Origin of the sequence: Arthrobacter sp. EPSL27, from assembly GCF_001512305.1 — a bacterium.
Classification (GTDB): domain Bacteria; phylum Actinomycetota; class Actinomycetes; order Actinomycetales; family Micrococcaceae; genus Arthrobacter.
In genome coordinates this window covers 910,091-930,733 of the sequence record NZ_LNUT01000004.1, presented here as the reverse complement: position 1 = coordinate 930,733, position 20,643 = coordinate 910,091, and the positions used below count along the sequence as shown (strand labels likewise).

Genomic DNA, 20,643 nt, shown 5'->3' with positions numbered 1-20,643 from the left:
GTGAATCATTGGGCGCAGGAGCGACAGCAATACTTGGGAACCGGCGCCGCCGCGGGGCACAGACCGGCCATGGTTCTCCGTCGCCGCGGGTGGTCAGGCGGCGGTGAACTGGCACCAGTCGGGGAACGGGTCCGTGGGTAGCTCGCTGTCGGGGTCCCATCCTGGGTCTTCCGGGTCCGTTTCCGGTTCGGGCTCCCGGCCTTCGGTGAACTGAAACCAGTCCGCGAAGGGGTCCCGAAGCAAGTCCACGTCAGGATCCCGGCCGGGGTCCGGGTTTGCGTCGGTGAGCAGGTTGCTGTCCGGCCAGTGGGGTGGTTCCCAGTCCTGGTGTTCGCTGGGGTAGTGGCGCCCAGTGGGTGAGGTCCAGCCGGGCGGGCTCTCCTTGGTGGCGCCGGCGGGTGTCCAGGCGGTGGTGTGTTTGAGGCGGTGGTGTTTCCGGCAGGGCTGGCCGAGGTTGCTGATTCCGGTGGTGCCGCCGTCAGCCCAAGCCAGCAGGTGGTCGGCATCGTTGTCGAGCGAGGCGTTGTTACAGCCCCGGAAGGAGCACTTGGCGTCCCGAAGGCGCAACCATTGCCGCAGGGCCTTGGTGACCCGGTAACTGGTCCGGCCGATCTCCAGCGGCGCCCCGTCCCGCGGATCAACCAGGACCCGGTGGAACGAATCCGCGCCATCAGCTACCAGACGGCGGGCCATGGACGGCGGGATCGGCCCGTACCCGTCCAGCATGGCTGGTTCCTCCGTCACACCCAGCAGCGACATCACCGGGACAGTAACCAGCACCTGCGCCCGCGGCACCGGCACATCCGCACCAACGTCCCCGCTGTCACTGCCGTTGAGGAGGAGGGTGGCGGCGATGTCGGAGCGGAGCTGGGTGAGGGTCCGGGGCTCCGCCGGGCCTTGCAGCGCTCTCGCCTGCGCGGTGGTCCGGTTCCAGATCCCTGCCGCGGTCTCCGCCGGAAGATAAGTGTTGAACCAGGCCATGCCGTCGCTGTCGGGAACGAACTCGACCCGCCGGTCTGCCGCGCATTTCCTGTGCCGGGTTTCGATGCTGACCGGGTGGTGGCGTTCGCGCCACGTGCGGGCCTTGGCCCGGAACCGCCCCGGCACGAGTTCCCCGGCCGGGCAGCCGCGGGCAGGGTCGGGTGCGGACGGGTCCAGGAAATGGGCCTCCAGCGCCGCCGCCCCCGCAGCGTCCAGGTTCGCCGTCTCGTCCACCATGACCCGGGCGTGCTGCCACGAGAGTGTCCCGGCACCCAGCGCCGCCAGCGTCAGCGGCAGGCGCGAGGTCAACGCCACACACTCACCCAGAAACGCCCCGGCCGACCGCTCAGAGACCCCCAGGACGCCTGCGACCTCGGCGATCTCCGCCATCTCCTGCGCGCTGCTGGGCAGTTCCGGCGCCGCCAATGCCTTGGTTGTGTCCAGATACTCCCCGGTGACCAGGACCTTCAACGCCGCGGTCTGCGCTTCCACCCGGGCGAGCCCCGACAACCCATCCAGGCTCGCATCGGCCAGATCCCGCAACGGATCCCCACCCTCCAACGGGCCAGAACCGCCCTCGGGAGAACCACCCTCAGAACCGCCGGCAGGAAGACCGCCATCGGGAAGACCGCCGGCAGGAAGACAGGAAAGATCCGCGCCCATCGAGGCAGCCAGCGCCATCGCGGACGCGGCCAAAGCCCGCGCCGCCTCCCGAACCTCCGCACTGCTGAAAACAACCCTGTTTTCCATACCCATATCGTCTCAAGAGGCACCGACAAAAAGCCGAGCCCAGCCGCCGTCGGGCAGAAAAGGACCACAGTGTGCCGGAGTCCGCAACGGTGCATGCCGATACCGCGTAGGCCGCTACCGTTCGGAACGTACCGGCTCTGTTGTCGCGGTCCTTCAGCTTCGAATGCTCTCGCAGCCCCGGTCACGGGGACCGTAATGTTTTTCCTTCCCGACCGGCAGCACAGCGAGGAGGATGCCCGCACCAGCAACCGGCAATGCCGCAGCGTACGTACCCGCCAGATGTGTCAGCGCAAGACTCAGTGGGTACACCGCAGCCGCCCACCCCGCACACATCCAGACAGCCCTGGCGATCACCGAGCGGGGACGTCCCGACAATGCACAAAGGCTCACCACGGTGCAGCCGGCACCGGCGCCCAGGAATATAAGAGAGCCCAGAAACGCCAACGGCTCGACGGGGAAGGCGGCGACTGCGGCGGCGGAATTTATTAACGCGATGCCGATCAAAACGAGCGCAAGGAACAGCAATCCCACTTCGGAGATGAAAAGCGCTGGTCGGGCGCGTGTCAGCGTGAGCATGGCGTCAGCCTAAGCGGAGGCGGGCCCGGGCGGAACCGTCACATCCGGGCCGCGTCTGGAGATCAGGACCGGAACCGACGCCGCGGCCTCCCGCACTAAGGCACCAGGATGTCAGCTTTGAATACGGTGAACGACGTCGGGACTACGTTCCGCCAAGAACCGCAAGCGCGGCGGCGAACTCAGCCGGCAGGCCCAGGTCCGCCGGGGCCAGGTCCACGAGGAGGGTGCCGGCGGGGAAATCCGCGAAGGCTTCAACCGTGGCCGGGTCGGTCCGCAGTCCGGTGCCGTACGCCTTCAGCAGGGCTTCCTTGCGCGCCCACGCGGCGGCCCGCCAACGGGGCGATTGCTCCGGCGGGACGGCGGCGAGCAGTTCCCGCTCTCCCGGCGTCAGCGCGACGTCGTCGAATCCGGTGAACCCGACGCCGGAGCTGTGTTCCAGGTCGACGCCGACCGCAGTCCCGGCCGCCCCGCTGCCGGCTGCCAGCAGTGCCCAGCCGCGGCTGCGCGAAAGGCTCAGGATGAGGCCGGCGGGCGCGCCGGCCAGGAGGTAGCCGGGCCGTCCGTGGTCGATGTCCGGTCCCGTACCGCACTCCGGGCACGCGGAGGCGGCAGTCAGATCCGAGGGCTGCACGCCAAGGATTCCGGCGGCGAGGTCCCTTAGGGCAATCCGGCCGGCCAGGAACTCCCGGCGGGCCGCGGGGTCCTTGATGCCTGAAGCCCGCGAGCGTTCAACGGCATCAAGGAAGCCATCACCGTCCGGTCCGACGTCGGCAAGACGTACGGACCGGACGGTGATCCCGGCTACGGCGAGCGTTCCCCGGTGTTCCCTCGGTTCTAGCGTTGGACTGCTCCAAAGCGCTCATGGGCCACGGCCACCGCGCTTTCGCGGGCGGCCGAAGCCTCGTCCGCGGTGAGCGTGCGGTCCCCGGCCCGGAACCGCAGGCTGAAGGCCAGCGACTTCTTGCCGTCCTCGATGCCCTTGCCGGCGTACACGTCGAACAGGGCGACGTCTTCAAGCAGTTCGCCGGCCCCTTCGCGCAGGGCCGTGAGGACCTCTTCCGCCGGGACGTCCTGCGGCACCACGAGGGCGACGTCCTGGGTGGCCACCGGGTAGGTGGAGATGTGCCGGGCGACGATCACGTCGGCCGCGGCCTCGAAGAGGGCGTCCGCGTTGAACTCAAGCGCCACCGAACGGGCCGGCATGTCGTGCGCAGCCAGCAGCTTCGGGTGCAGCTCGCCGGCGTAGCCCAGGACCGTGCCGGTGCGGAGCGCAAGCTGGGCGGTCCGTCCCGGGTGGAAGGCCTGGTGCTGGCCTTGGCTGACCACGATATCCACGCCCAGCACGTCGCCGGCGATCCGGGCGATGTCGAGGGCGTCGGCCCAGTCCCAGGCCCGGGGCGCGTGGCCGGCTGCGGCCGGTGAATCGTGGCCGGTGAGCACTGCCGCGACATACAGCGGCTGGTCCGGCACGCCGTCGTACAGTCCGTCCAGCACCTCATCGCCCGGCTTGGCGCCCAGCGGCGGGATGGACGCGGTGCCAAGCGTGTCGCCGGGCAGGAACACGAGGCCGGCCTCGAACAGGGCCAGGTCGCGGAAGCCGCGGGAGTGGTTGCGCTTGGCGACCTCGATCAGGCCCGGCAGGATCGAGGTGCGGAGGTAGCCCTGCTCCTCGCTGATCGGGTTGGCGAGCTTGAGGGCCTTACGCGGCTCCCCTGCCACTGGAACGCCGAAGGTGTCGTTGGCGGCCTTGGAGACGAACGGGTATGCGAGGACCTCGGTCAGGCCGGCGTCGGCCAGGGCCTGCACAAGGCGCCGGCGCTGCTGCTGGGTGCGGGTCAGCCCGCGGCCGGGAGGCGCCACCGGAAGGCTCGCGGGAATCTGGTCGTAACCGACCAGACGGGCGATCTCCTCGGAGAGGTCCTCCTTGGTTTCCAGGTCGTTCCGCCAGCTCGGGGCCGTAACGGTGTAGCCGGCGTCGGTCACGACGACGACGGCCCCCAGGTCCTCCAGCGAGGTGACCACCTGCTCCTGCGTGAAGTCGATGCCGATCCGTTCCGCGGCGAAGGCCGCCGGGAGCTCCACAGTGACAGTTTCCGGTGCGGTCCCGACGTCGGTCCCGGCCTCATCGGCGGTGCCGCCGGCGAGCTCGACCAGCAGGTCGACCACGCGCTGCGCGGCGGTGCCTGCGACGTGCCAGTCAACGCCGCGTTCGAAGCGCTTGGAGGCCTCGGACGGGAGTTTGTGGCGGCGTCGCGAGCGGGCAATGGACACTTCGTCGAAGTGCGCGGCTTCAACAAGGATGTTCGACGTCGAATCGCTCACCTCGGTGGCCGCGCCGCCCATCACGCCGGCAATGCCGATCGCGCCGGAGCCGTCGGTGATGAGCAGGTCCTCGACATCGAGCGTGCGGACTTTCTCGTCCAGGGTGGTGATCTTCTCCCCTGCCACGGCCCGGCGGACCACAATGTCGCCCGAGAGCTTGTCGAGGTCGTAGCAGTGCGTGGGCTGCCCGAGTTCGAGCATGACGTAGTTGGAAATGTCGACGGGCAGGGAGATGGAGCGGATGCCGGCGAGCCGGAGCCGGGAGGTCATCCACGGCGGCGTGGGCTTCGTGGCATCCACACCGCGCACGGTGCGCGCCACGAAGCGGTCGCAGCCGGGCTTGCCGTAGATCGGGGCGTCGTCGTTGAGTTTGACGGTGTAGCCGCCGGCAAGTTCCGCGGGAGCCTCGACCTTCGACGCCGGGTCGGTGAAGGAGGTGCCGGTGGCGTGGGCGTACTCACGGGCCACGCCGCGGATCGAGAACGCGTAGCCGCGGTCCGGGGTGACGTTGATTTCGGCGGCCTGGTCGTAGAGGCCCAGCAGGTCCATGGCGTCGGTGCCGATTTCCGGGTCCAGCCCGATCCGGGACAGCACCAGGATGCCGTCGTGGTCCTCGCCGATGCCAAGCTCGCGGACGGAGGCGATCATGCCGGCGGACAGGTGGCCGTAAGTCTTCCGCGCGGAGATGTGGAAGTCGCCCGGCAGTACGGCGCCCGGAAGGGTGACCACCACTTTGTCGCCTTCCACGAAGTTGTGGGCGCCGCAGATGATGCCCTGCACGCCGGACGGGTCGATGCCGTCGCCGGTGAGGCTCTGCTGCTGGCCCTCGGGGACCACACGGACCTGGCACCAGTTGATGGTTTTGCCGTTCGTCTGCGGTTCCTTGACGATGCTCAGGACCTGGCCCACCACGATGGGGCCGCGGAGGGCATCGGTGGGGCGGTGTACGGCTTCTTCTTCAAAGCCGACCTTGACCAGGTCCGCCATGACGTCTTCGGCCGTTGCACCGGCCGGTACCTGCGCGAATTCACGCAGCCAGGAAAGTGGGATACGCACTGTTAGATCTCCATCCCGAAGTGCTCGCTGAAACGTACGTCGCCTTCGATCATGTCGCGCATGTCGCCGACCTCGTTGCGGAACATCAGGGTCCGCTCGATGCCCATGCCGAAGGCAAAACCTGAATAGATGTCCGGATCGATGCCGGCGGCGCGGAGCACGTTCGGGTTAACCATGCCGCAGCCGCCCCACTCGATCCAGCTTGGACCGCCCTTGGCCCCCGGGTGCCAGATGTCCAGCTCGGCGGACGGCTCGGTGAAGGGGAAGTAGTTGGGGCGCAGGCGGATCTGGGCCTCGTCGCCGAACATCTGGCGCGCGAAGTGCTCCAGGGTGCCGCGGAGGTCGGCCATGCTGAGCTTCTTGTCGATGGCCAGGCCCTCGAACTGGTGGAACACCGGGGTGTGGGTGGCGTCGAGCTCGTCGGTGCGGAACACCTTGCCGGGGCACAGCACGTAGATGGGCAGCTCGCGTTCCAGCATGGAACGGACCTGGACCGGGGACGTGTGGGTGCGCATCAGCAGGTGGGCCTCGGGCGGCTCCACGAAGAAGGTGTCCTGCATTTCGCGGGCGGGGTGGTCCGGCTTGAAGTTCAGCGCGTCGAAGTTGAACCACTCGGACTCGACCTCGGGGCCTTCGGCGATCTCCCAGCCCATGCCGACGAAGATGTCCGCGACGCGGTCCTGCAGCGTGGACAGCGGGTGGCGTGCGCCGGCCCGACGGCGGCGCGGAGCGGCCGTGACGTCGACCGTCTCCTCCACCAGGATGCGGGCGTCGTTCTCTGCTTCGAGTTCCGCCGTGCGGTCCGCGAGCGCCTTGTTGACGCGCCCGCGGGACGCGCCCATCAGTTTGCCGGCGGCGGCCTTCTGGTCTTTCGGCAGCCCGCCGATCTCACGGTTGGCGAGGCTCAGCGCGGACTTCTCGCCGGTGTGGGCGAGGCGCACGGCCTTGAGTTCGTCGAGCGTGGAGGCGGCGGCAATGGCGGCTACGGCCTGGTCTACGGCGGCGGTGATGGCGGCTTCATCCAGAGGATTCGGGACGCCTGCGCCCGGCAAAGTTTCAGTCATCTACTGTTCTTAGCTACGAGTCGGTTCATGCCGACGGGTACGGGACCTTCAGGGATGCAGGACCGGCGCGTCGGCAAAGGGCAGGGCTCGCCAAAACAGCTCCGGCGGGCACTCGCCTCCAGTCTAGTTGAACGGGCCCACGTGCCCGAACGTGACGGCCGCGTTCGGGGAGGCTGGCAGCGGGCGCGGATTCGTGTCCCGCGGGCGGGCCGCGGGCTAGCATGGCCTCATGACGCCGGGACAGCGGCTGCGGCAGGTGGCCAACGTACTGAATGCAACGACTCCGTTGGGGTTGCTGCTGGCCGGGTGTGCCCGCGCCCCGGTCCGGCGCGGCCCCCGGGGGCTGCTGATTGCCACCGGGTACCGCTGGCGGCTGCCCTTCGCGGGCGCCTTCACGGTGGGCAACGTGGTGATTTTCCGTGCGGGGCCCGCGGAGGCCGCGGGCAACCCGGTGCTGCTGGGCCACGAGGAGCGCCACTGCACGCAGTACGCCTGGTGCCTTGGCCTGCCCTTCCTGCCGCTGTATTTCCTCGCCGCAGGCTGGTCCCTGGCCCGGACCGGCAACCCGGGCTCGAGGAATGTTTTTGAACGGCACGCCGGGCTGCAGGCCGGCGGTTACCCGGAGCCCGGACAGCGGGCCCGCCATGACCGGCCGGACGCTGCCGGCCTTCCCCGAACGGAACGAGGCACACCATGAGCGATTCCCCCAGGACCATTTCCGTCACGGGCTCCGGCAGCGCGGAAGCCGCGCCGGACCTGCTGACCCTCTCCATCGGCGTCGAATGCCGCCGGGAGGATGTCGAGGCAGCCTTCAGCGAGGCAGGCCGCGTCTCCGCGGCCATTGCGGCGGTACTCCGGGGCCATGGTGTGGCGGACCCGGACATCACGACGTCGGGCCTCAACGTCCGCGCTGAGGTGAACTGGCAGGAGGGCCGGGGCCAGGTGGTGACGGGATACGTGGCGTCCAGCGCGCTGAGCGTCCGGATCAGGGACCTGCAGTCCTCGTCCGCGGTCATCGCCGCCGCCGTCGAGGCCGGCGGCAACGACGTCCGGCTCAACGGGCTGGAGCTGGGCTTCGCCGATCCTGCTGCCGTCACCGCCCGCGCCAGGGAGGCCGCCTGGCAGGACGCGCTAACGTCCGCCGGGCACTTCGCGTCCCTCGCCGGCGCCACCCTGGGCAAGGTGGTGTCCCTGACGCAGCAGACCGGCTACCCGGCCCCGATCCCGGTGGCGAAGATGCAGCGGGCCGTCGCCGTCGAGTCGCTCACCGTGGAGGCGGGCGAGGCCAGCATCAGCGCCACCATCAACGTCGTCTGGGAACTGCTCGGCTGAGGACGCCGGGCGGCTGCCTCCTGCTAGTGCGTCGCGCCGGCGGCGATCCTGAGGTCCACGGTGGTCGCCAGAGCCGTGCGGGCGACGACGGCGAGCGCCTCGGCCTGCTGCTCCAGCGGCAGTGCCGGAGCCGTACTCCCCGGCGGCAGTTGGCCCGGCTCATACGGCACATGGACAAAGCCTCCCCGGGTGCCGGGCCGAAGCCGCAGGGCGTGCATCAATCCGTAAAAGACGTGGTTGCAGACGTAGGTGCCCGCCGTCTGGGACACCTCGGCGGGGATATCCGCCGCCGTGAGGGCGGCGAGCGCCGCTTTGACCGGAAGGGTGCTGAAATACGCAGCCGGTCCCCCGTGGACCACGGGCTCGTCCACGGGCGCGTTGCCGGCGTTGTCCGGAATCCGCGCATCGTCACAGTTGATCGCCACGCGTTCCAGCGAGATCCGGGGCCTGCCGCCGGCCTGGCCTGCACAGATGACCAGCTCGGGACGGTGCTGCTCCAGGGCTGATTCCAGCACGTGGAGGGCTTCGCCGAAGACGCAGGGCAACTCCACGGCGAGCGCCTCGATGCCCTCGGCCCTGAGCCGGTGCGCGGCCTCCCGCGCGGCGTGCCACGACGGATTGGTGCTGTCGCCGCCGAACGGCTGGAACCCTGTCAGGAGAATCATCGCCCCCAGCCTAGCAACGCGCCCCGGCGCTGTAGGCCTGCCTAGGCGCATCCGAGGAATGATCCCGCGCCGCCCTTGACTTTGACTCGAACATATATTCGAATGGAGCGATGAGATGGGACGCACAAGCACTGAAGCCGGCGCCCGGACATTCCGGCCCTGTCGGCGGGACGTCTACAAAAGGAACACAAGACGCCGGGAGGCAGGGCGGTGGGACGTCCAACCCCGGACTGCCTGCTGCATCCGCAGGGCGCACCCAGCCCCCGGCTGCCGATGCGCTGCTGCCCCTGATCGGGCTGGTGCGGTCCGTGTCCACCCCCGAGTTTGCCGGCGTCACTTTCCATGAGGTCACCGCCAAATCGGTGCTCAACAAAGTGGCGGCCGGTTCGCGGATGCCGTTCGAGTGGACCATCAACCCGTACCGCGGCTGCAGCCACGCCTGCGTCTACTGCTTCGCCCGGAAAAGCCATACCTACCTCGACTTCGACGCCGGACTGGACTTTGACAGCCAGGTGGTGGTGAAGATCAACGCCGCGGAGGTCCTCCGCCGGGAACTCGCCAAGCCCTCCTGGCAGCGCCAGCACGTGGCCTTGGGCACCAACACGGATCCCTACCAGCGGGCCGAGGGACGGTACAAGCTCATGCCCGGCATCATCGGCGCCCTGGCTGACTCCGGCACTCCCCTGTCCATCCTGACCAAGGGCACGCTGCTGGCCCGGGACATTCCGCTGTTGAAGCACGCCGCTGCCCAGGTCCCCGTCGGCGTGGGGATCTCCCTGGCCATGACGAACGAGAGCCTCTCCGAAGCCGTGGAGCCCGGAACTCCCGGCCCGCGCGCGCGGCTGAAACTCATCACCCGGCTCCGGGAGGCAGGGCTGCCCTGCGGGGTGATGGCCATGCCCATCCTGCCGTGGCTCTCCGACAGCGACGAGGCGCTCGATGCCCTGTTCGGCGCCTTGGCCGCGGCCGGAGCCACCGGGGTCACCGCCGGGGCGCTCTACCTCAAGCCCGGAACCCGGGAATGGTTTATGCAGTGGATTGCCAGGGAGCACCCCCAGCTCGCGGGCAAGTACCGGCGGCTCTACGGCACGGGGTCTTACGCCTCCAAGGAGTACCGGGACTGGCTCGCCGGCCGCATCCGGTATTTCAAGGCCCGGCACGGCTTTTCCGGATCACATGGTTTCAGCCACCGCGACGTCAACGATCACCCCGGCAGCTTTGACCCCAGCAACACAAGTCACGGCAGCCTTGACCCCCGGGATGAGGAAGCGCAATACCCCGCCGGCAGCATCCCCGAACCGGCCGCCTTCCACAGCGCCGCGAGGGAAACCGCAGCCGCGCGGGAAGCCGCAGCCGCGCGGGAAGCCGGCGCTGCGCAGCCCACCCTCTTCTAGAGCGCCTTCACGGCCCCCAGTACCCGCGTGAGCGAGTCCTTCGCGTCGCCGAACAGGAGTGTGGTCTTCGGGTCAAACAGCAGCTCGTTGTCGATCCCGGCGAAGCCCGGCCGCATGGACCGTTTGAGGAACACCACCTGCCCGGCCTGGGCCACCTCCAGGATGGGCATCCCGTAGATCGGCGCCCCGGGAGTGCTTTTCGCGGCCGGATTAACCACATCGTTGGCGCCCACCACCAGCACCACGTCGGTGGTGGGGAACTCCGGGTTGGCTTCCTCCAGCTCCTTCAGCGCCTCATAGGGCACGTTGGCCTCCGCGAGGAGGACGTTCATGTGGCCCGGCATGCGCCCGGCCACCGGGTGGATGGCAAACACCACGTCCACGCCGCGGGCCGCCAGGGCGGTGGCGAGCTCGGCTATGGTGTGCTGGCCCTGGGCCACGGCCAGCCCGTAACCGGGAACAATCACCACGCGCTGCGCGTAACCGAGTTGCACGGCGACGTCCTCGGGGGACGAGGATCGCACCGGCCGGTCGCTCTGGGCGGTTGATCCGGCCGTGGAGCCGCCCCGGAAGGCGCCAAACATGATGCCCGCCACCCCGCGGCCCATGGCGGATGCCATCACCTTGGTCAGGATGGTGCCGCTGGCCCCGACGAGCGTCCCCGCAACCACCAGCAGCACATTCCCCAGCACCACGCCGGAGGCCGCGACCGCGAGGCCGGTGAAGGCGTTCAGCAGCGAGATCACGATCGGCACGTCCGCCCCGCCGACGGGAAGGACCAGCAGGACCCCGCCCGCCAGGCCGAGCACCAGCAGGGCCAGCGCCCAGCCGGCCGACCCGGTAAGGACCACCACGGCCCCGGCGGTGACCGCGCCCAGCACCACAACGCCCATCACCACCGGCATGCCGGGAAAAAGCAGGGGCCGGGTGCTGATGAGCTCCTGCAGCTTCCCGACAGTGACGGCCGAGCCGGCGAAGGACACGGCCCCGACCAGCATGGTGAAGACAACGGCCAGCCGCACCCAGGGATCCTCCGTGTGGCCTAGCTCCAGCACCGCCACAAGGGCAGCGGCTCCGCCGCCCACACCGTTGAAGAGCGCCACCAGCTGCGGCATCTGGGTCATCTGCACCCGCCGCGCCACAGGAACTGCCACGGCGGAGCCCAGGGCGATCGCGGCCAGGATCAGCGGGATATTCGCCAGGTCCGCGGAGAGGAACACCGTGGCCACGGCAACGAGGGCGCCGGCGGCTCCAATGGCGTTGCCCCGCCGGGCCGTCCGCGGCGAACTCAGGCCCTTCAGCGCGAGGATGAAGCAGACGGAGGCCACCAGGTAGAGCAGAGCGGTCCAGCCGGGGCCGAGGATGCTCATGTCCCGTCCTCCCGCGCGTCCGTCCGGGGCCGGGCGCGTTTGCGGCCGCCGAACATCTCGAGCATCCGGTCGGTGACCACAAATCCGCCCACCAGGTTGGCGGTCGCCAGGACCACGGCGAGGAGCGCGATCGCCAGCAGCCAGGGGTCCGTGGCCTGGCCGGCCACAATAATGGCTCCCACCAGGATGATGCCGTGGATGGCGTTCGCTCCGGACATCAGCGGGGTGTGCAATTTGCTGGTCACCTTGGACACCACTTCGAACCCCACGAAAACGGCGAGCACCACCACCGTCAGCAGCGTGACCGGATCCATCATTTCAGGGCCTCCAGGGCTTCAGCGGTGGCGTGATGACGGACGGTTCCGCCGTAGGTCAGGCAGGCGCCGGCCACCACTTCGTCGTCGAAGTCCGGAACAACGGTGCCGTCCGAGGCCATGAGGGCCAGCAGGTTCGCGACGTTCTTGGCGAACAGCCGGGACGCGTCGGAGGGCATCGCCGAGGCGGCATCCTGCAGGCCGACCAGTGTCACGGACCCGCCCTCCACGGGGACCTGGAGGTCCCGGCCGGGGACGACTCCTTCGACGTTGCCGCCGGACTCCGCCGCGAGGTCCACGACGACCGACCCGGCCCGCATTCCGGCCACCATCTCCGTGGTCACCAGCAAAGGGGCCGCGCGGCCGGGGATGGCCGCCGTGGTGATGAGGACATCCGCCGCCGCGACATGCGGGGCCAAGAGCGCGCGCTGGCGCAGGGCCCGGTCCGTGCCGAGCTCACGGGCGTAGCCGCCGGCCCCGTCCGCAGCCCCTTGGGCGTCCAGGTCCAGCCGGATGAACGTGCCGCCCATCGAGGCGACCTCGTCGGCAGAGGCTGCCCGGATGTCGTTGGCGGAAACCCGGGCTCCCAGCCGCTTCGCTGTGCCGATCGCCTGCAGCCCGGCGACCCCGGCCCCCAGCACCAGCACACGGGCGGGCGGAATGGTTCCGGCGGCCGTCATGTACAGCGGAAAGAACCGCGGGTAGCGCAGCGCGGCTTCCAGCACGGCCCGGTAGCCGGACACCAGCGACTGGGAACTGAGCGCATCCATGGACTGGGCACGGGAAATGCGCGGCACCAGCTCCAGCGCGAACGAGGACACGCCGGCGGCGGCGAGGGCGGCGACCGTTGACAGTTCGGACGCCGGGGAGGCGAATCCGATCGTGATGGTGCCGGGCAGGAGCTCAGCCGCGGCCGCAGGCTCCAGCGGCCGGACATGCAGCAGGATGTTCAGGGTCTCGGGGGCCAGCCGGGAAACGATCGACGCGCCGGCCGCGGCGAAGGCGGCGTCGCCATACCCGGCCTCGGCGCCGGCGTTGGTTTCGACCGCCACGTCCAGGCCCAGGGCGATGAGCTGCTGCACTGTCTCCGGAGTGGCCGCAACCCGCCTCTCCCCCGCACGCTGCTCCCGCCTGACGCCGACCTGCACGGGCTGCTCCTCTCGATTCGCTTCAGAGTAGCCACATGCGCCGCGCTTTGGCGAGGGGTGCGGCCACGGCGGGCCGGCTCAGCCGTTCAGCGCACGGGCAAGGCAGCGGCTCCGGCGACCCGGAGGGTCTCGAGCAGCGCTTCAACGATGGGCAGGTCAGCCGGGATCCACGGCAGGCCCAGCACCTCGCTGCGGTTGCGGAGGTTGACCCAACGCAGCTCATCGTGGTCCTGCAGGGGCCGGGGAACGCCGTCGAGCAGTTCCGCGAACCACACCCGCATCGCGGCGCGCTCGTTGAGCGGCCAGCCGTCGGCCGTCCCGCTGTCCAGTTCGGCGCCAAGCCGGACACTGATGCCGAGCTCTTCGCGCAGTTCGCGGTGCAGGGCCTGTTCCGCGGTCTCGCCGGGCTCCACCTTGCCGCCGGGGAACTCCCACATGCCGGCAAACCGGGGCGGGGACGTCCGACGTGCCACGAGCAGACTGCCGGGGTCGGCCAGGGAATCGAGTACCGCGCCGCCGGCAACGCGTATCAGTCCAGTCACGCACCAAGTCTAGGTGCGGCACCGGTGTAGGGGAGAATGGAAGCGGCGGCCTTGGCGGGGACCGGAATATCGCGAGCCCCCGCCCCGTTACACACACCAAACCCACACATCTGATTTAACTTGCCGCATTGTCCCGGCCTGGCCCGGGAACGTTCCTGAAAAGCAGACGAATGACAACCACCACCCATGCCCCCGCGGCGCCCAAAACCGGGACCCGCCATCTTGCCCTCGCCATCCTTGCCCTCGCCATGGGCGGATTCGGCATCGGCACCACGGAGTTCACCATGATGGGCCTGCTCAAGGAGGTGGAGCAGGGACTCAACATCAGCACCCCCGAGGCGGGCCACCTGATCTCGGCCTACGCCCTCGGCGTCGTGATCGGAGCCCCGCTGCTGGCGGCCGTCGGCGCAAAAATGCCGCGCAAGTACCTGGCCCTGGGGCTCATGCTGTTCTTCAGCATCGCGAACCTGTCATCCTTCATCGCACCCGACTACGGCACCATGCTGGTGTCCCGCTTCGCCGCCGGCCTGCCGCACGGCGCATTCTTCGGCGTCGCGGCCGTCATCGCCGCGTCACTGGTTGCACCGACCAAACGCGGCTGGGCCATTTCCATGGTCATGGCGGGGCTGACCGTCGCCAACGTCATCGGCGTTCCCTTCGGCACCTGGCTGGGCCAGACCTACGGCTGGCGGCTGCTCTTCCTGCTGGTGGGCCTGATCGGCATCCTCACCATGGTGATGCTGTGGAAGTTTGTTCCGTTCCAGAAGCCGCACGCCGATGCGAGCTTCCGCCGCGAACTGGGCGCCCTGAAGCGGCTCCAGGTCTGGCTGGCGATCCTGATCGGCATCGTCGGCTTCGGCGGGTTCTTCGCCACGTACACGTACATCGCCCACACCATGACCTCCGTGGCCGGAATTCCCGCCGCCTGGCTTCCGCTGGTGGTGGCGCTGTACGGCCTGGGCATGGTGGCCGGCAACATTGTGGGCGGCCGGATCGCTGACAAGTCCGTCATGGGCACCATTTACTGGGTCCTGCCGGGCATCGCCGTCGCCCTGGTGGTCTACGCCGTGGCCGTGCACTGGCCCTGGTCCGCCTACGTGATGGTCTTCGTCGTCGGCGCCGCCGGGGCACTCCTGGTCCCCGCGCTGCAGACCCGGCTGCTGGATGCCTCCCCCGACGCGCCCTCGCTGGCTTCCTCGCTCAACCACGCCGCCCTCAACGTCGCCAACGCCCTCGGCGCCTTCCTCGGCGGCCTGGTGATCGCCTGGGGCTGGGGCTACGTGGCACCCGCCCTTGTCGGCGCCGTGCTGGCAGTCCTGGGCCTCGGCGTCGCCGCCATCAGCGGCCTGGTGGAACGCAGACGGCCGCTGGTCCGTTAGCCGCAGCTACGGCCGCCGGGCACCCGCCGTGCAGCCTGTTGGCCGGCAATTGCGCAGGTCACCGGGCAGGTAACGATTGGGGGTTATTCTGCTGACAAGCAAACCCGCCTATGTTAGCTTGAAGCCATAATCGGGATTCACCATTTGGATGCCGACGAATATGTAGGAGGAGTAATGGGCTTTCTTGGCTGGATCATTCTCGGACTCATAGTAGGTGCAATCGTCAAGGCAGTTATGCCTGGCAGGGTGGGCGGCGGCTGGGTTACCAGCCTCGTGCTCGGCGTTGTCGGCGCAGTCGTCGGCGGCTGGATCGGGGACCTGCTGTTCGGCGGCGGCACCATGGAATTCTGGAATCTCGGTTCCTGGATTCTGGCCATTGTCGGTGGCCTGGTGGTTGCCGGCGTATACGGCGCCATCACAGGACGCAACAAGACCTCATAACTGCACACGTACGACGGCGGGAGCCCACCTTTCGGTGGACCCCCGCCGTACTTTTTTGCCCGGACGGTCTCGCCGCAGAGTACTGCGGGATGTGGGCCGGGCAGTTCCGCCGCTAGGCCGGGGCTTTCGCTCCGGCCTGCTGCGACCGGGCGCTGGCATAAAGGCAGACGGTCGCCGCGGTCCCAAGGTTGAGGCTTTCGGCCGCCCCGTAGACGGGCACGGCCACGCGGTGGTCGGCCAGGGCGAGTTCCTCCTCGGACAGGCCCTGCGCCTCGTTGCCGAAGAGCCACGCAGTGGGGTTCTCGAGGGCGTAATCCGAAACCGCGGATCCCGTGCCCAGGCGGCGGGCCGCGTTCTGGTCCTGCAGGACATCGAGGTTCAGCTGGCCGTACCCGTCGGCGGCGAGGACGCCGATGCCGCGCTCCTTGCACCGGGCCGCGACGTCCGCGACGTCGGCGCCGAGCACCACGGGCAGGTGGAAGAGGGATCCCGCCGTCGAACGGACTGCCTTGGGGTTGTAGATGTCCACGCTGGAACCGGTCAGGATGACGGCGTCGGCACCGGCAGCGTCGGCCGCCCGGAGCACGGTGCCGGCGTTCCCGGGGTCACGGACCTGGCACAGTACGGCAACCAAGGTGGGACCGGCGTCGAGGACTTCTTCAAGGGTGGCGTCCAAGTGGCGGCACACGGCGACGACGCCCTGCGGGGTCACGGTGTCCGCCATGGCTGCGAGCACTTCGTCCGTGGTGAGGTAGGCGCTGACGCCCTCCGCCAGCGCTTCCAGCTCCGGGTGGCGGTCCAGGCAGGACTCGCTGGCGTAGACCTCAAGGACAATGCCGGGCTCCCCCGCGGCAACCCTCTTCTGGTGCAGGGCGAGGGCCTCCCGGACCGCCTGCGGGCCTTCCGCCAGGAACTCCCGGCGCTTTAAACGGGCCGGGCGCCCGGCAAGCTGTGCCACCTTCCTCACCCGATCAGCTCGAGGGTTGGAAAGCAGAAAGTCTTGCGGGCGCCCGGATTCGTTCATATAAGAACCTTAGTGGCTTTTACAGCCGGTCCCTGAACGGGGTGTTGCTGAAACTACTTCAGTATTACTCAGCAGCCTTGGCAGCGGCCGGCTTCTTGGCGGCAGCCTTCTTGGCGGCCGGCTTCTTCGCAGCCGGTGCAGCTTCAGCCTGGACGGCCGGAGCGGAGGTGTCGGCGGGGAGCGCGTCCTTGGCGATCTTGACCAGCGCGGCGAAGGCGTTGGCGTCGGAGACGGCGAGCTCGGCCAGCATACGGCGGTCAACCTCGACCTCAGCGGCCTTGAGGCCCTGGATCAGACGGTTGTAGGTCAGGCCGTTGGCGCGGGATGCAGCGTTGATGCGCTGGATCCAGAGGCGACGGAAGTCGCCCTTCTTCTTCTTGCGGTCGCCGTAGCTGTACACAAACGAGTGCAGCAGCTGCTCTTTGGCCTTGCGGTACAGGCGCGAACGCTGTCCACGGTAGCCCTTTGCGCGTTCAAGGATAACCCGGCGCTTCTTGTGGGCGTTGACCGCCCTCTTCACACGTGCCACGTGCGTACTCCTTCGAAAATCTGATCCCAAGCAACTACTGCCGGAACAACCGGCTGGCCTGAGAAGCCTTTGTGGTAGTTGACTGCTGCCAGGTGGCACCAGTCAGAGAACTTGGAACTTAGATGCCGAGCATCTTCCGGATGACCTTGGCGTCGCCCTTGAAGACGATCTTGTCGCCGGCGAGGCGGCGGGTCAGCCGTGAGGACTTGTGCTCGAGGTAGTGGCGGCGGTTGGCCTGCTGGCGGCGCAGCTTGCCGCTGCCGGTCAGCTTGAAGCGCTTCTTAGCACCGCTGTGGGTCTTCATCTTCGGCATGGGAACCGATCTCCTTACGTATCCGCAGACAAGGTCTGCAGTCTTTCGTGCAGCCGCCCCTGCGGGCGGCATGCTGGTTTCTTGCTGCCGGACATTGCTGTCCTGCAGCCCTGGACTAGTTGGTCTTCTTGGTGCCCGGCTTGGCTGCAGCCTTCGGCGCAGCCGGCCGTGCGGCAGGCTTCGGAGCCGCGGGACGCGGAACCGGCTTCGGAGCAGCAACCGGCTTCGGTGCTGCCGCCGGAGCGGCCTTCTCAGCCTCGGGAGCCTTCGCAGCTTCCGGGGCCTTCGCGGCGGCCTTGGGCGCTGCCGGCGCCTTGGCTACGGCCGGCTTGGCAGCAGCCTTCGGGGCTTCAGCCTTCGGAGCAGCCTTGGGGGCCTCCTGCTTGGGCGCTTCCTGCTTCGGAGCTTCCTGAACAGGAGCCTCCTCGGCGGCCGGGGCCGCAGCGGGGGCTTCCTGGACCGGGGCTTCCTGTGCGGGAGCCTCCTGTGCAGATGCTTCCTGAGCAGGCGCTGCCTTGGCGGGTGCCTCGGTGTTGACCTCGTACCCTTCCGGCAGGAGGTCGGCCAGCGACTGCGTCATCGGGGCGTTGCCGCCGGACACGTCGACGCGGCCGGAGGCCTTGGCTTCGTTCTCGGCCTTGGCTTCCGCCCGCTGCGATGCGCGGCGGGCCTCGGCCTTGGCTTCTGCCTTGTTCTTCAGGGGACCAACCACCATGACCATGTTGCGGCCATCGATCCGCGGGCTGGACTCAACAACGCCAACTTCGGAGACGTCGTCGGCGAAGCGCTGGAGCAGACGGATGCCCATCTCGGGGCGCTGCTGCTCACGGCCGCGGAACTGGATCATGGCCTTGACCTTGTCACCGGCACCCAGGAAGCGGAGCGCGTGGCCGCGCTTCGTTTCGTAGTCGTGGGTGTCGATCTTCAGGCGGAAGCGGATTTCCTTCAGGACCGTGTTGGTCTGGTTCTTCCGGGCTTCGCGTGCCTTGACGGCGGCTTCGTACTTGTACTTGCCGAAGTCCATCAGCTTGCACACCGGAGGCTTCGCCTGCGGTGCAACTTCAACGAGATCTAGATCGGACTCGGCAGCCAAACGCAGGGCATCCTCAATACGGACAATTCCTACCTGTTCGCCTGCAGGGCCGACCAGCCGCACCTCGGGGACGCGGATACGCTCATTGATTCTTGGCTCGCTAATGTTAAAGCTCCTGTGTTCGTGAGGGGTATTCCACCGGCAAAAAGAGAAGGCCCCCAATTGCCGGAGCAATCGAAGGCCTCGAAGATCGGAACTGCCCGTCTCGGGTGAGACGGCATGCATCCTTCCGGGCTGGCGCCCGGGACGATGCCCGACCAGATACCCGGCAACCTGGCTTCTTGCGAAGCCTCCCGAAGGAGAACGGCTGACGCGGGTGGGAGAGAACTCCGCTTGCAAACTGAAAGTCGATTCTACAGAAGAAATCCCGTCCGGCGCACCTGCATGACGGGCATGCTGGCTGCTGACGGGCTAAACAACTGTGGCTAAACAACTGTGGTTCAAAAACCAGGGGCTGAATAACGACAATCAGTCGGTCTGTGACAAGCTTACCAGCATGAGCACAGCAGATAGTAATTCACACGTTTTCGAGCCCGCCGGCTCCCAAGGCGACGTTTCCCAGCAGATCCGCGACATCTCCGAGGTGCCCGCGATCGAGGTCATCACCACCGCAGCCGTGCACCTCATGAGTGCCGCCGCTGTGAAGCTCGGCCTTGCCGCGGAGGAGAACGCCGAGGAGCTCAAGGACCTGGACGAGGCCCGGAAGCTCATTACGGCCCTGGCCGGACTGGTCACCGCCGCGGCGCCGGAAATCGGTTCCCAGCACGCCGGACCGTTGCGCGACGGCCTGCGGTCCCTGCAGCTGGCGTTCCGGGAAGAATCCATCATTCCGGACGCGCCGGGCAAGGGCCCGGGAGAGAAGTACACCGGCCCCGTCAACTAGGCACCAGCAGCGCGGCGGCGGGCGGACCACAGCGGTCCGCCCGCCGCCGTCGTCGTTAACAGCTGTCAGAGACAGTCGGCGTCGACGCTGGCGCGGCGCCTCCGCCGGCGGTTCTGCAGCACCAGGCCCACCAGGCACAGCGCGACGCCGCCCAGGCCCACGGCCACGAAGCCTGCCGAAGGGCCGACTCCGTCGATGAAGACCCCGGCGAGCGGCGCGCCGAGCGCCACGCCTCCCGTGAGGGCGGAGCCGTACCAGCCCATGGCCTCGCCGCGGCGGCGCTCGTCCACGAGTTCCGCGACCTTCTCCGAGGCCGCCGACAGCACCGGGGCGCACAGCAGGCCGGGCAGGAGCGAGAGCAGGCACAGGGTCCAGGTGTCCTGCGCAAAGGCCATCGGAATGGTCAGCGCCGACATCCCCAGCAGCAGCAGGACCGGCGAGATGGGCCGGTGCATGGCGCCGTAGACCAGGCCGCCCACCACCGAGGCCGCGCACCAGAAGAGGAACACCAGCCCGATCTCGGCCTGGCGGCCGCTGGATTCGAGGGCGGCCACAATCCCGACGTCGGTCCCGCTGAGGACCATGCCGGCGCCGGCCGCGACGGCGAAAACGGCGGCCACGGCGGCCGTGAACCAGGCGAAGTTGGAGATGACCTTGTGCCGCAGGCCCGCCTGTTCATGGTGCCGTTCCTCGGCGGCGGCCAGTGGGGCGAACTCGGCAGCGGCTTCCTGCAGGTGCGCCGGCGCAGCGGCCACGACGGCGGCTTCGGCACCTTCCTGCTGGCCCGCCTCAAAGGACGCAACGGACTCCGCGCCGGCCGCTGGATTCTGTCCCGGGACGGTCCCGGGGGTGCGGGTGGGCGGGTTGAACCACATGAGGAAGAGCCCCGCCACGGACGTTGCGATGCCGACAACCGTGAGCCCCAGGACCGAGAACCCAGCGGTGGCTGTCAGGGCGCCGGCCGCGGGGCCGATCATAAAGACCAGCTCGGTGGAGATGGCGTCGAGGGCGAACGCGGTGCGCCGCTGGTCCCCGGTGGCGAGGACCCCGAGCGACTGCCGCACCACGCTGAAAATGGGCAGGGTCAGCAGGCCGCCCACGAACACCAGCGGGAGCAGGATCTCGTAGGAGACGTGCGGCACGACGGACCAGATCACTGCCTCGGCGATGACGGAGGGGATGAGGGCCTTCCGCAGGCCCACGGTGTCGACGCGCCTGCCCCGCCAGGGGGCGCCGACGGCAATGCCGATGGTCATGACGGCGGCTGCCGCGCCCGCGGCGGCGTAGCCCTGGCCCAGGGTCAGGACAATGTGGAGGGTCAGCAGGACCCCTGCCGCGGAGTGCGGTATGCGGGCAACCATCCCGACCAGCAGGAGCCGCCTGATGGGCCGGACTGCCAGCAGTTCCCGGTAAAGCGCGAAGTTCACGAGACAAACATCCTTCTGGTACTGCCCCCGGCAGCACCAG

21 protein-coding genes are annotated in these 20,643 nt (G+C 68.7%); 6 read left to right on the top strand and 15 right to left on the bottom strand.

The features are described 5' to 3' along the window. Positions 1-93 precede the first annotated feature (93 nt). From AR539_RS08875 to pheS, 5 genes are all read right to left on the bottom strand, one after another. Entirely contained in the window at positions 94-1,644 is a 1,551-nt protein-coding gene (locus AR539_RS08875) for an HNH endonuclease signature motif containing protein (protein WP_157360997.1), read from the bottom strand. A gap of 240 nt (positions 1,645-1,884) precedes the next feature. Beyond that, positions 1,885-2,307 carry a hypothetical protein gene (locus AR539_RS08870; protein WP_066435000.1) on the bottom strand — a complete coding sequence of 141 codons (423 nt, stop codon included), beginning with the start codon at positions 2,305-2,307 and terminating at the stop codon, positions 1,885-1,887. Between the two features lie 142 nt (positions 2,308-2,449). Next, positions 2,450-2,938 (bottom strand): 4'-phosphopantetheinyl transferase family protein, encoded by a 489-nt coding sequence (locus AR539_RS08865; RefSeq protein WP_066434999.1) that lies wholly within the window; start codon positions 2,936-2,938, stop codon positions 2,450-2,452. Positions 2,939-3,141: 203 nt separating this feature from the next. Beyond that, positions 3,142-5,685 carry a phenylalanine--tRNA ligase subunit beta gene (gene pheT, locus AR539_RS08860; RefSeq protein ID WP_066434998.1) on the bottom strand — a complete coding sequence of 848 codons (2,544 nt, stop codon included), beginning with the start codon at positions 5,683-5,685 and terminating at the stop codon, positions 3,142-3,144. Between the two features lie 2 nt (positions 5,686-5,687). After that, the gene (gene pheS, locus AR539_RS08855; RefSeq protein ID WP_066434996.1) at positions 5,688-6,749 is read right to left on the bottom strand and encodes a phenylalanine--tRNA ligase subunit alpha; all 1,062 of its coding nucleotides are present in this window, start codon (positions 6,747-6,749) and stop codon (positions 5,688-5,690) included. 229 nt (positions 6,750-6,978) lie between these two features. Here pheS and AR539_RS08850 point away from each other — a divergent pair, with 229 nt between their 5' ends. After that, positions 6,979-7,446: a hypothetical protein gene (locus tag AR539_RS08850; protein ID WP_066434994.1), complete on the top strand. Its 468-nt coding sequence runs from the start codon at positions 6,979-6,981 to the stop codon at positions 7,444-7,446. Beyond that, a complete protein-coding gene (locus AR539_RS08845) occupies positions 7,443-8,081 on the top strand; it encodes an SIMPL domain-containing protein (protein WP_066434991.1) in 639 nt (212 codons plus the stop codon). The genes AR539_RS08850 and AR539_RS08845 overlap by 4 nt, the downstream gene beginning before the upstream one ends. Positions 8,082-8,104: 23 nt before the next feature. On the opposite strand, the gene pcp is transcribed toward AR539_RS08845, so the two are convergent. Continuing rightward, positions 8,105-8,746, bottom strand: coding sequence for a pyroglutamyl-peptidase I (gene pcp / locus AR539_RS08840; protein WP_066434988.1), 642 nt, complete (start codon positions 8,744-8,746; stop codon positions 8,105-8,107). Between the two features lie 110 nt (positions 8,747-8,856). On the opposite strand from pcp, the gene AR539_RS08835 reads away from it, so the two are divergent. Continuing rightward, a complete protein-coding gene (locus AR539_RS08835) occupies positions 8,857-10,140 on the top strand; it encodes an Rv2578c family radical SAM protein (protein WP_231728549.1) in 1,284 nt (427 codons plus the stop codon). On the opposite strand, the gene AR539_RS08830 is transcribed toward AR539_RS08835, so the two are convergent. The 4 genes from AR539_RS08830 to AR539_RS08815 form a co-directional block, all read right to left on the bottom strand. Continuing rightward, positions 10,137-11,510 (bottom strand): NAD(P)(+) transhydrogenase (Re/Si-specific) subunit beta, encoded by a 1,374-nt coding sequence (locus AR539_RS08830; protein WP_066434980.1) that lies wholly within the window; start codon positions 11,508-11,510, stop codon positions 10,137-10,139. The genes AR539_RS08835 and AR539_RS08830 overlap by 4 nt on opposite strands. Then, positions 11,507-11,824, bottom strand: coding sequence for an NAD(P) transhydrogenase subunit alpha (locus AR539_RS08825; RefSeq protein ID WP_066434977.1), 318 nt, complete (start codon positions 11,822-11,824; stop codon positions 11,507-11,509). The genes AR539_RS08830 and AR539_RS08825 overlap by 4 nt, the downstream gene beginning before the upstream one ends. Beyond that, positions 11,824-12,972, bottom strand: a complete 1,149-nt coding sequence (locus AR539_RS08820; protein WP_066434974.1) for a Re/Si-specific NAD(P)(+) transhydrogenase subunit alpha — start codon at positions 12,970-12,972, stop codon at positions 11,824-11,826. The genes AR539_RS08825 and AR539_RS08820 overlap by 1 nt, the downstream gene beginning before the upstream one ends. An 86-nt stretch (positions 12,973-13,058) precedes the next feature. Then, positions 13,059-13,514, bottom strand: a complete 456-nt coding sequence (locus AR539_RS08815) for a (deoxy)nucleoside triphosphate pyrophosphohydrolase (protein ID WP_066434971.1) — start codon at positions 13,512-13,514, stop codon at positions 13,059-13,061. 170 nt (positions 13,515-13,684) lie between these two features. Here AR539_RS08815 and AR539_RS08810 point away from each other — a divergent pair, with 170 nt between their 5' ends. Beyond that, entirely contained in the window at positions 13,685-14,893 is a 1,209-nt protein-coding gene (locus AR539_RS08810; protein WP_066434968.1) for an MFS transporter, read from the top strand. A 174-nt stretch (positions 14,894-15,067) separates the two neighbouring features. Then, complete coding sequence (locus AR539_RS08805) at positions 15,068-15,334, top strand: GlsB/YeaQ/YmgE family stress response membrane protein (protein WP_066434965.1); 267 nt, start codon at positions 15,068-15,070, stop codon at positions 15,332-15,334. A 112-nt stretch (positions 15,335-15,446) separates the two neighbouring features. Here AR539_RS08805 and AR539_RS08800 read toward each other — a convergent pair whose 3' ends face one another. From AR539_RS08800 to infC, 4 genes are all read right to left on the bottom strand, one after another. Continuing rightward, complete coding sequence (locus tag AR539_RS08800; protein WP_066434957.1) at positions 15,447-16,358, bottom strand: TrmH family RNA methyltransferase; 912 nt, start codon at positions 16,356-16,358, stop codon at positions 15,447-15,449. 64 nt (positions 16,359-16,422) lie between these two features. After that, positions 16,423-16,887 carry a 50S ribosomal protein L20 gene (gene rplT, locus AR539_RS08795; protein ID WP_066434955.1) on the bottom strand — a complete coding sequence of 155 codons (465 nt, stop codon included), beginning with the start codon at positions 16,885-16,887 and terminating at the stop codon, positions 16,423-16,425. Between the two features lie 118 nt (positions 16,888-17,005). Continuing rightward, complete coding sequence (rpmI, locus tag AR539_RS08790; RefSeq protein ID WP_009358635.1) at positions 17,006-17,200, bottom strand: 50S ribosomal protein L35; 195 nt, start codon at positions 17,198-17,200, stop codon at positions 17,006-17,008. 115 nt (positions 17,201-17,315) lie between these two features. Continuing rightward, positions 17,316-18,356 (bottom strand): translation initiation factor IF-3, encoded by a 1,041-nt coding sequence (infC, locus tag AR539_RS08785; protein ID WP_066434951.1) that lies wholly within the window; start codon positions 18,354-18,356, stop codon positions 17,316-17,318. Between the two features lie 433 nt (positions 18,357-18,789). Between infC and AR539_RS08780 the strand changes: the two genes are divergently transcribed. Next, a complete protein-coding gene (locus tag AR539_RS08780; protein WP_066434949.1) occupies positions 18,790-19,176 on the top strand; it encodes a DUF1844 domain-containing protein in 387 nt (128 codons plus the stop codon). Positions 19,177-19,241: 65 nt separating this feature from the next. Here AR539_RS08780 and AR539_RS08775 read toward each other — a convergent pair whose 3' ends face one another. Continuing rightward, on the bottom strand, positions 19,242-20,603 hold the full coding sequence (locus tag AR539_RS08775; RefSeq protein ID WP_066434946.1) for an MFS transporter: 1,362 nt from the start codon (positions 20,601-20,603) through the stop codon (positions 19,242-19,244). Between the last annotated feature and the right edge of the window lie 40 nt (positions 20,604-20,643).

Bases quoted from the DNA above. Each gene is read 5' to 3' on its own strand.
- AR539_RS08875 (WP_157360997.1), bottom strand. From the start codon at position 1,644: ATGGGCGCGGATCTTTCCTGTCTTCCTGCCGGCGGTCTTCCCGATGGC.
- AR539_RS08870 (WP_066435000.1), bottom strand. From the start codon at position 2,307: ATGCTCACGCTGACACGCGCCCGACCAGCGCTTTTCATCTCCGAAGTG.
- pheS (WP_066434996.1), bottom strand. From the start codon at position 6,749: ATGACTGAAACTTTGCCGGGCGCAGGCGTCCCGAATCCTCTGGATGAA.
- AR539_RS08850 (WP_066434994.1), top strand. From the start codon at position 6,979: ATGACGCCGGGACAGCGGCTGCGGCAGGTGGCCAACGTACTGAATGCA.
- AR539_RS08845 (WP_066434991.1), top strand. From the start codon at position 7,443: ATGAGCGATTCCCCCAGGACCATTTCCGTCACGGGCTCCGGCAGCGCG.
- pcp (WP_066434988.1), bottom strand. From the start codon at position 8,746: ATGATTCTCCTGACAGGGTTCCAGCCGTTCGGCGGCGACAGCACCAAT.
- AR539_RS08835 (WP_231728549.1), top strand. From the start codon at position 8,857: ATGAGATGGGACGCACAAGCACTGAAGCCGGCGCCCGGACATTCCGGC.
- AR539_RS08830 (WP_066434980.1), bottom strand. From the start codon at position 11,510: ATGAGCATCCTCGGCCCCGGCTGGACCGCTCTGCTCTACCTGGTGGCC.
- AR539_RS08825 (WP_066434977.1), bottom strand. From the start codon at position 11,824: ATGGATCCGGTCACGCTGCTGACGGTGGTGGTGCTCGCCGTTTTCGTG.
- AR539_RS08810 (WP_066434968.1), top strand. From the start codon at position 13,685: ATGACAACCACCACCCATGCCCCCGCGGCGCCCAAAACCGGGACCCGC.
- AR539_RS08805 (WP_066434965.1), top strand. From the start codon at position 15,068: ATGGGCTTTCTTGGCTGGATCATTCTCGGACTCATAGTAGGTGCAATC.
- AR539_RS08800 (WP_066434957.1), bottom strand. From the start codon at position 16,358: ATGAACGAATCCGGGCGCCCGCAAGACTTTCTGCTTTCCAACCCTCGA.
- rpmI (WP_009358635.1), bottom strand. From the start codon at position 17,200: ATGCCGAAGATGAAGACCCACAGCGGTGCTAAGAAGCGCTTCAAGCTG.
- AR539_RS08780 (WP_066434949.1), top strand. From the start codon at position 18,790: ATGAGCACAGCAGATAGTAATTCACACGTTTTCGAGCCCGCCGGCTCC.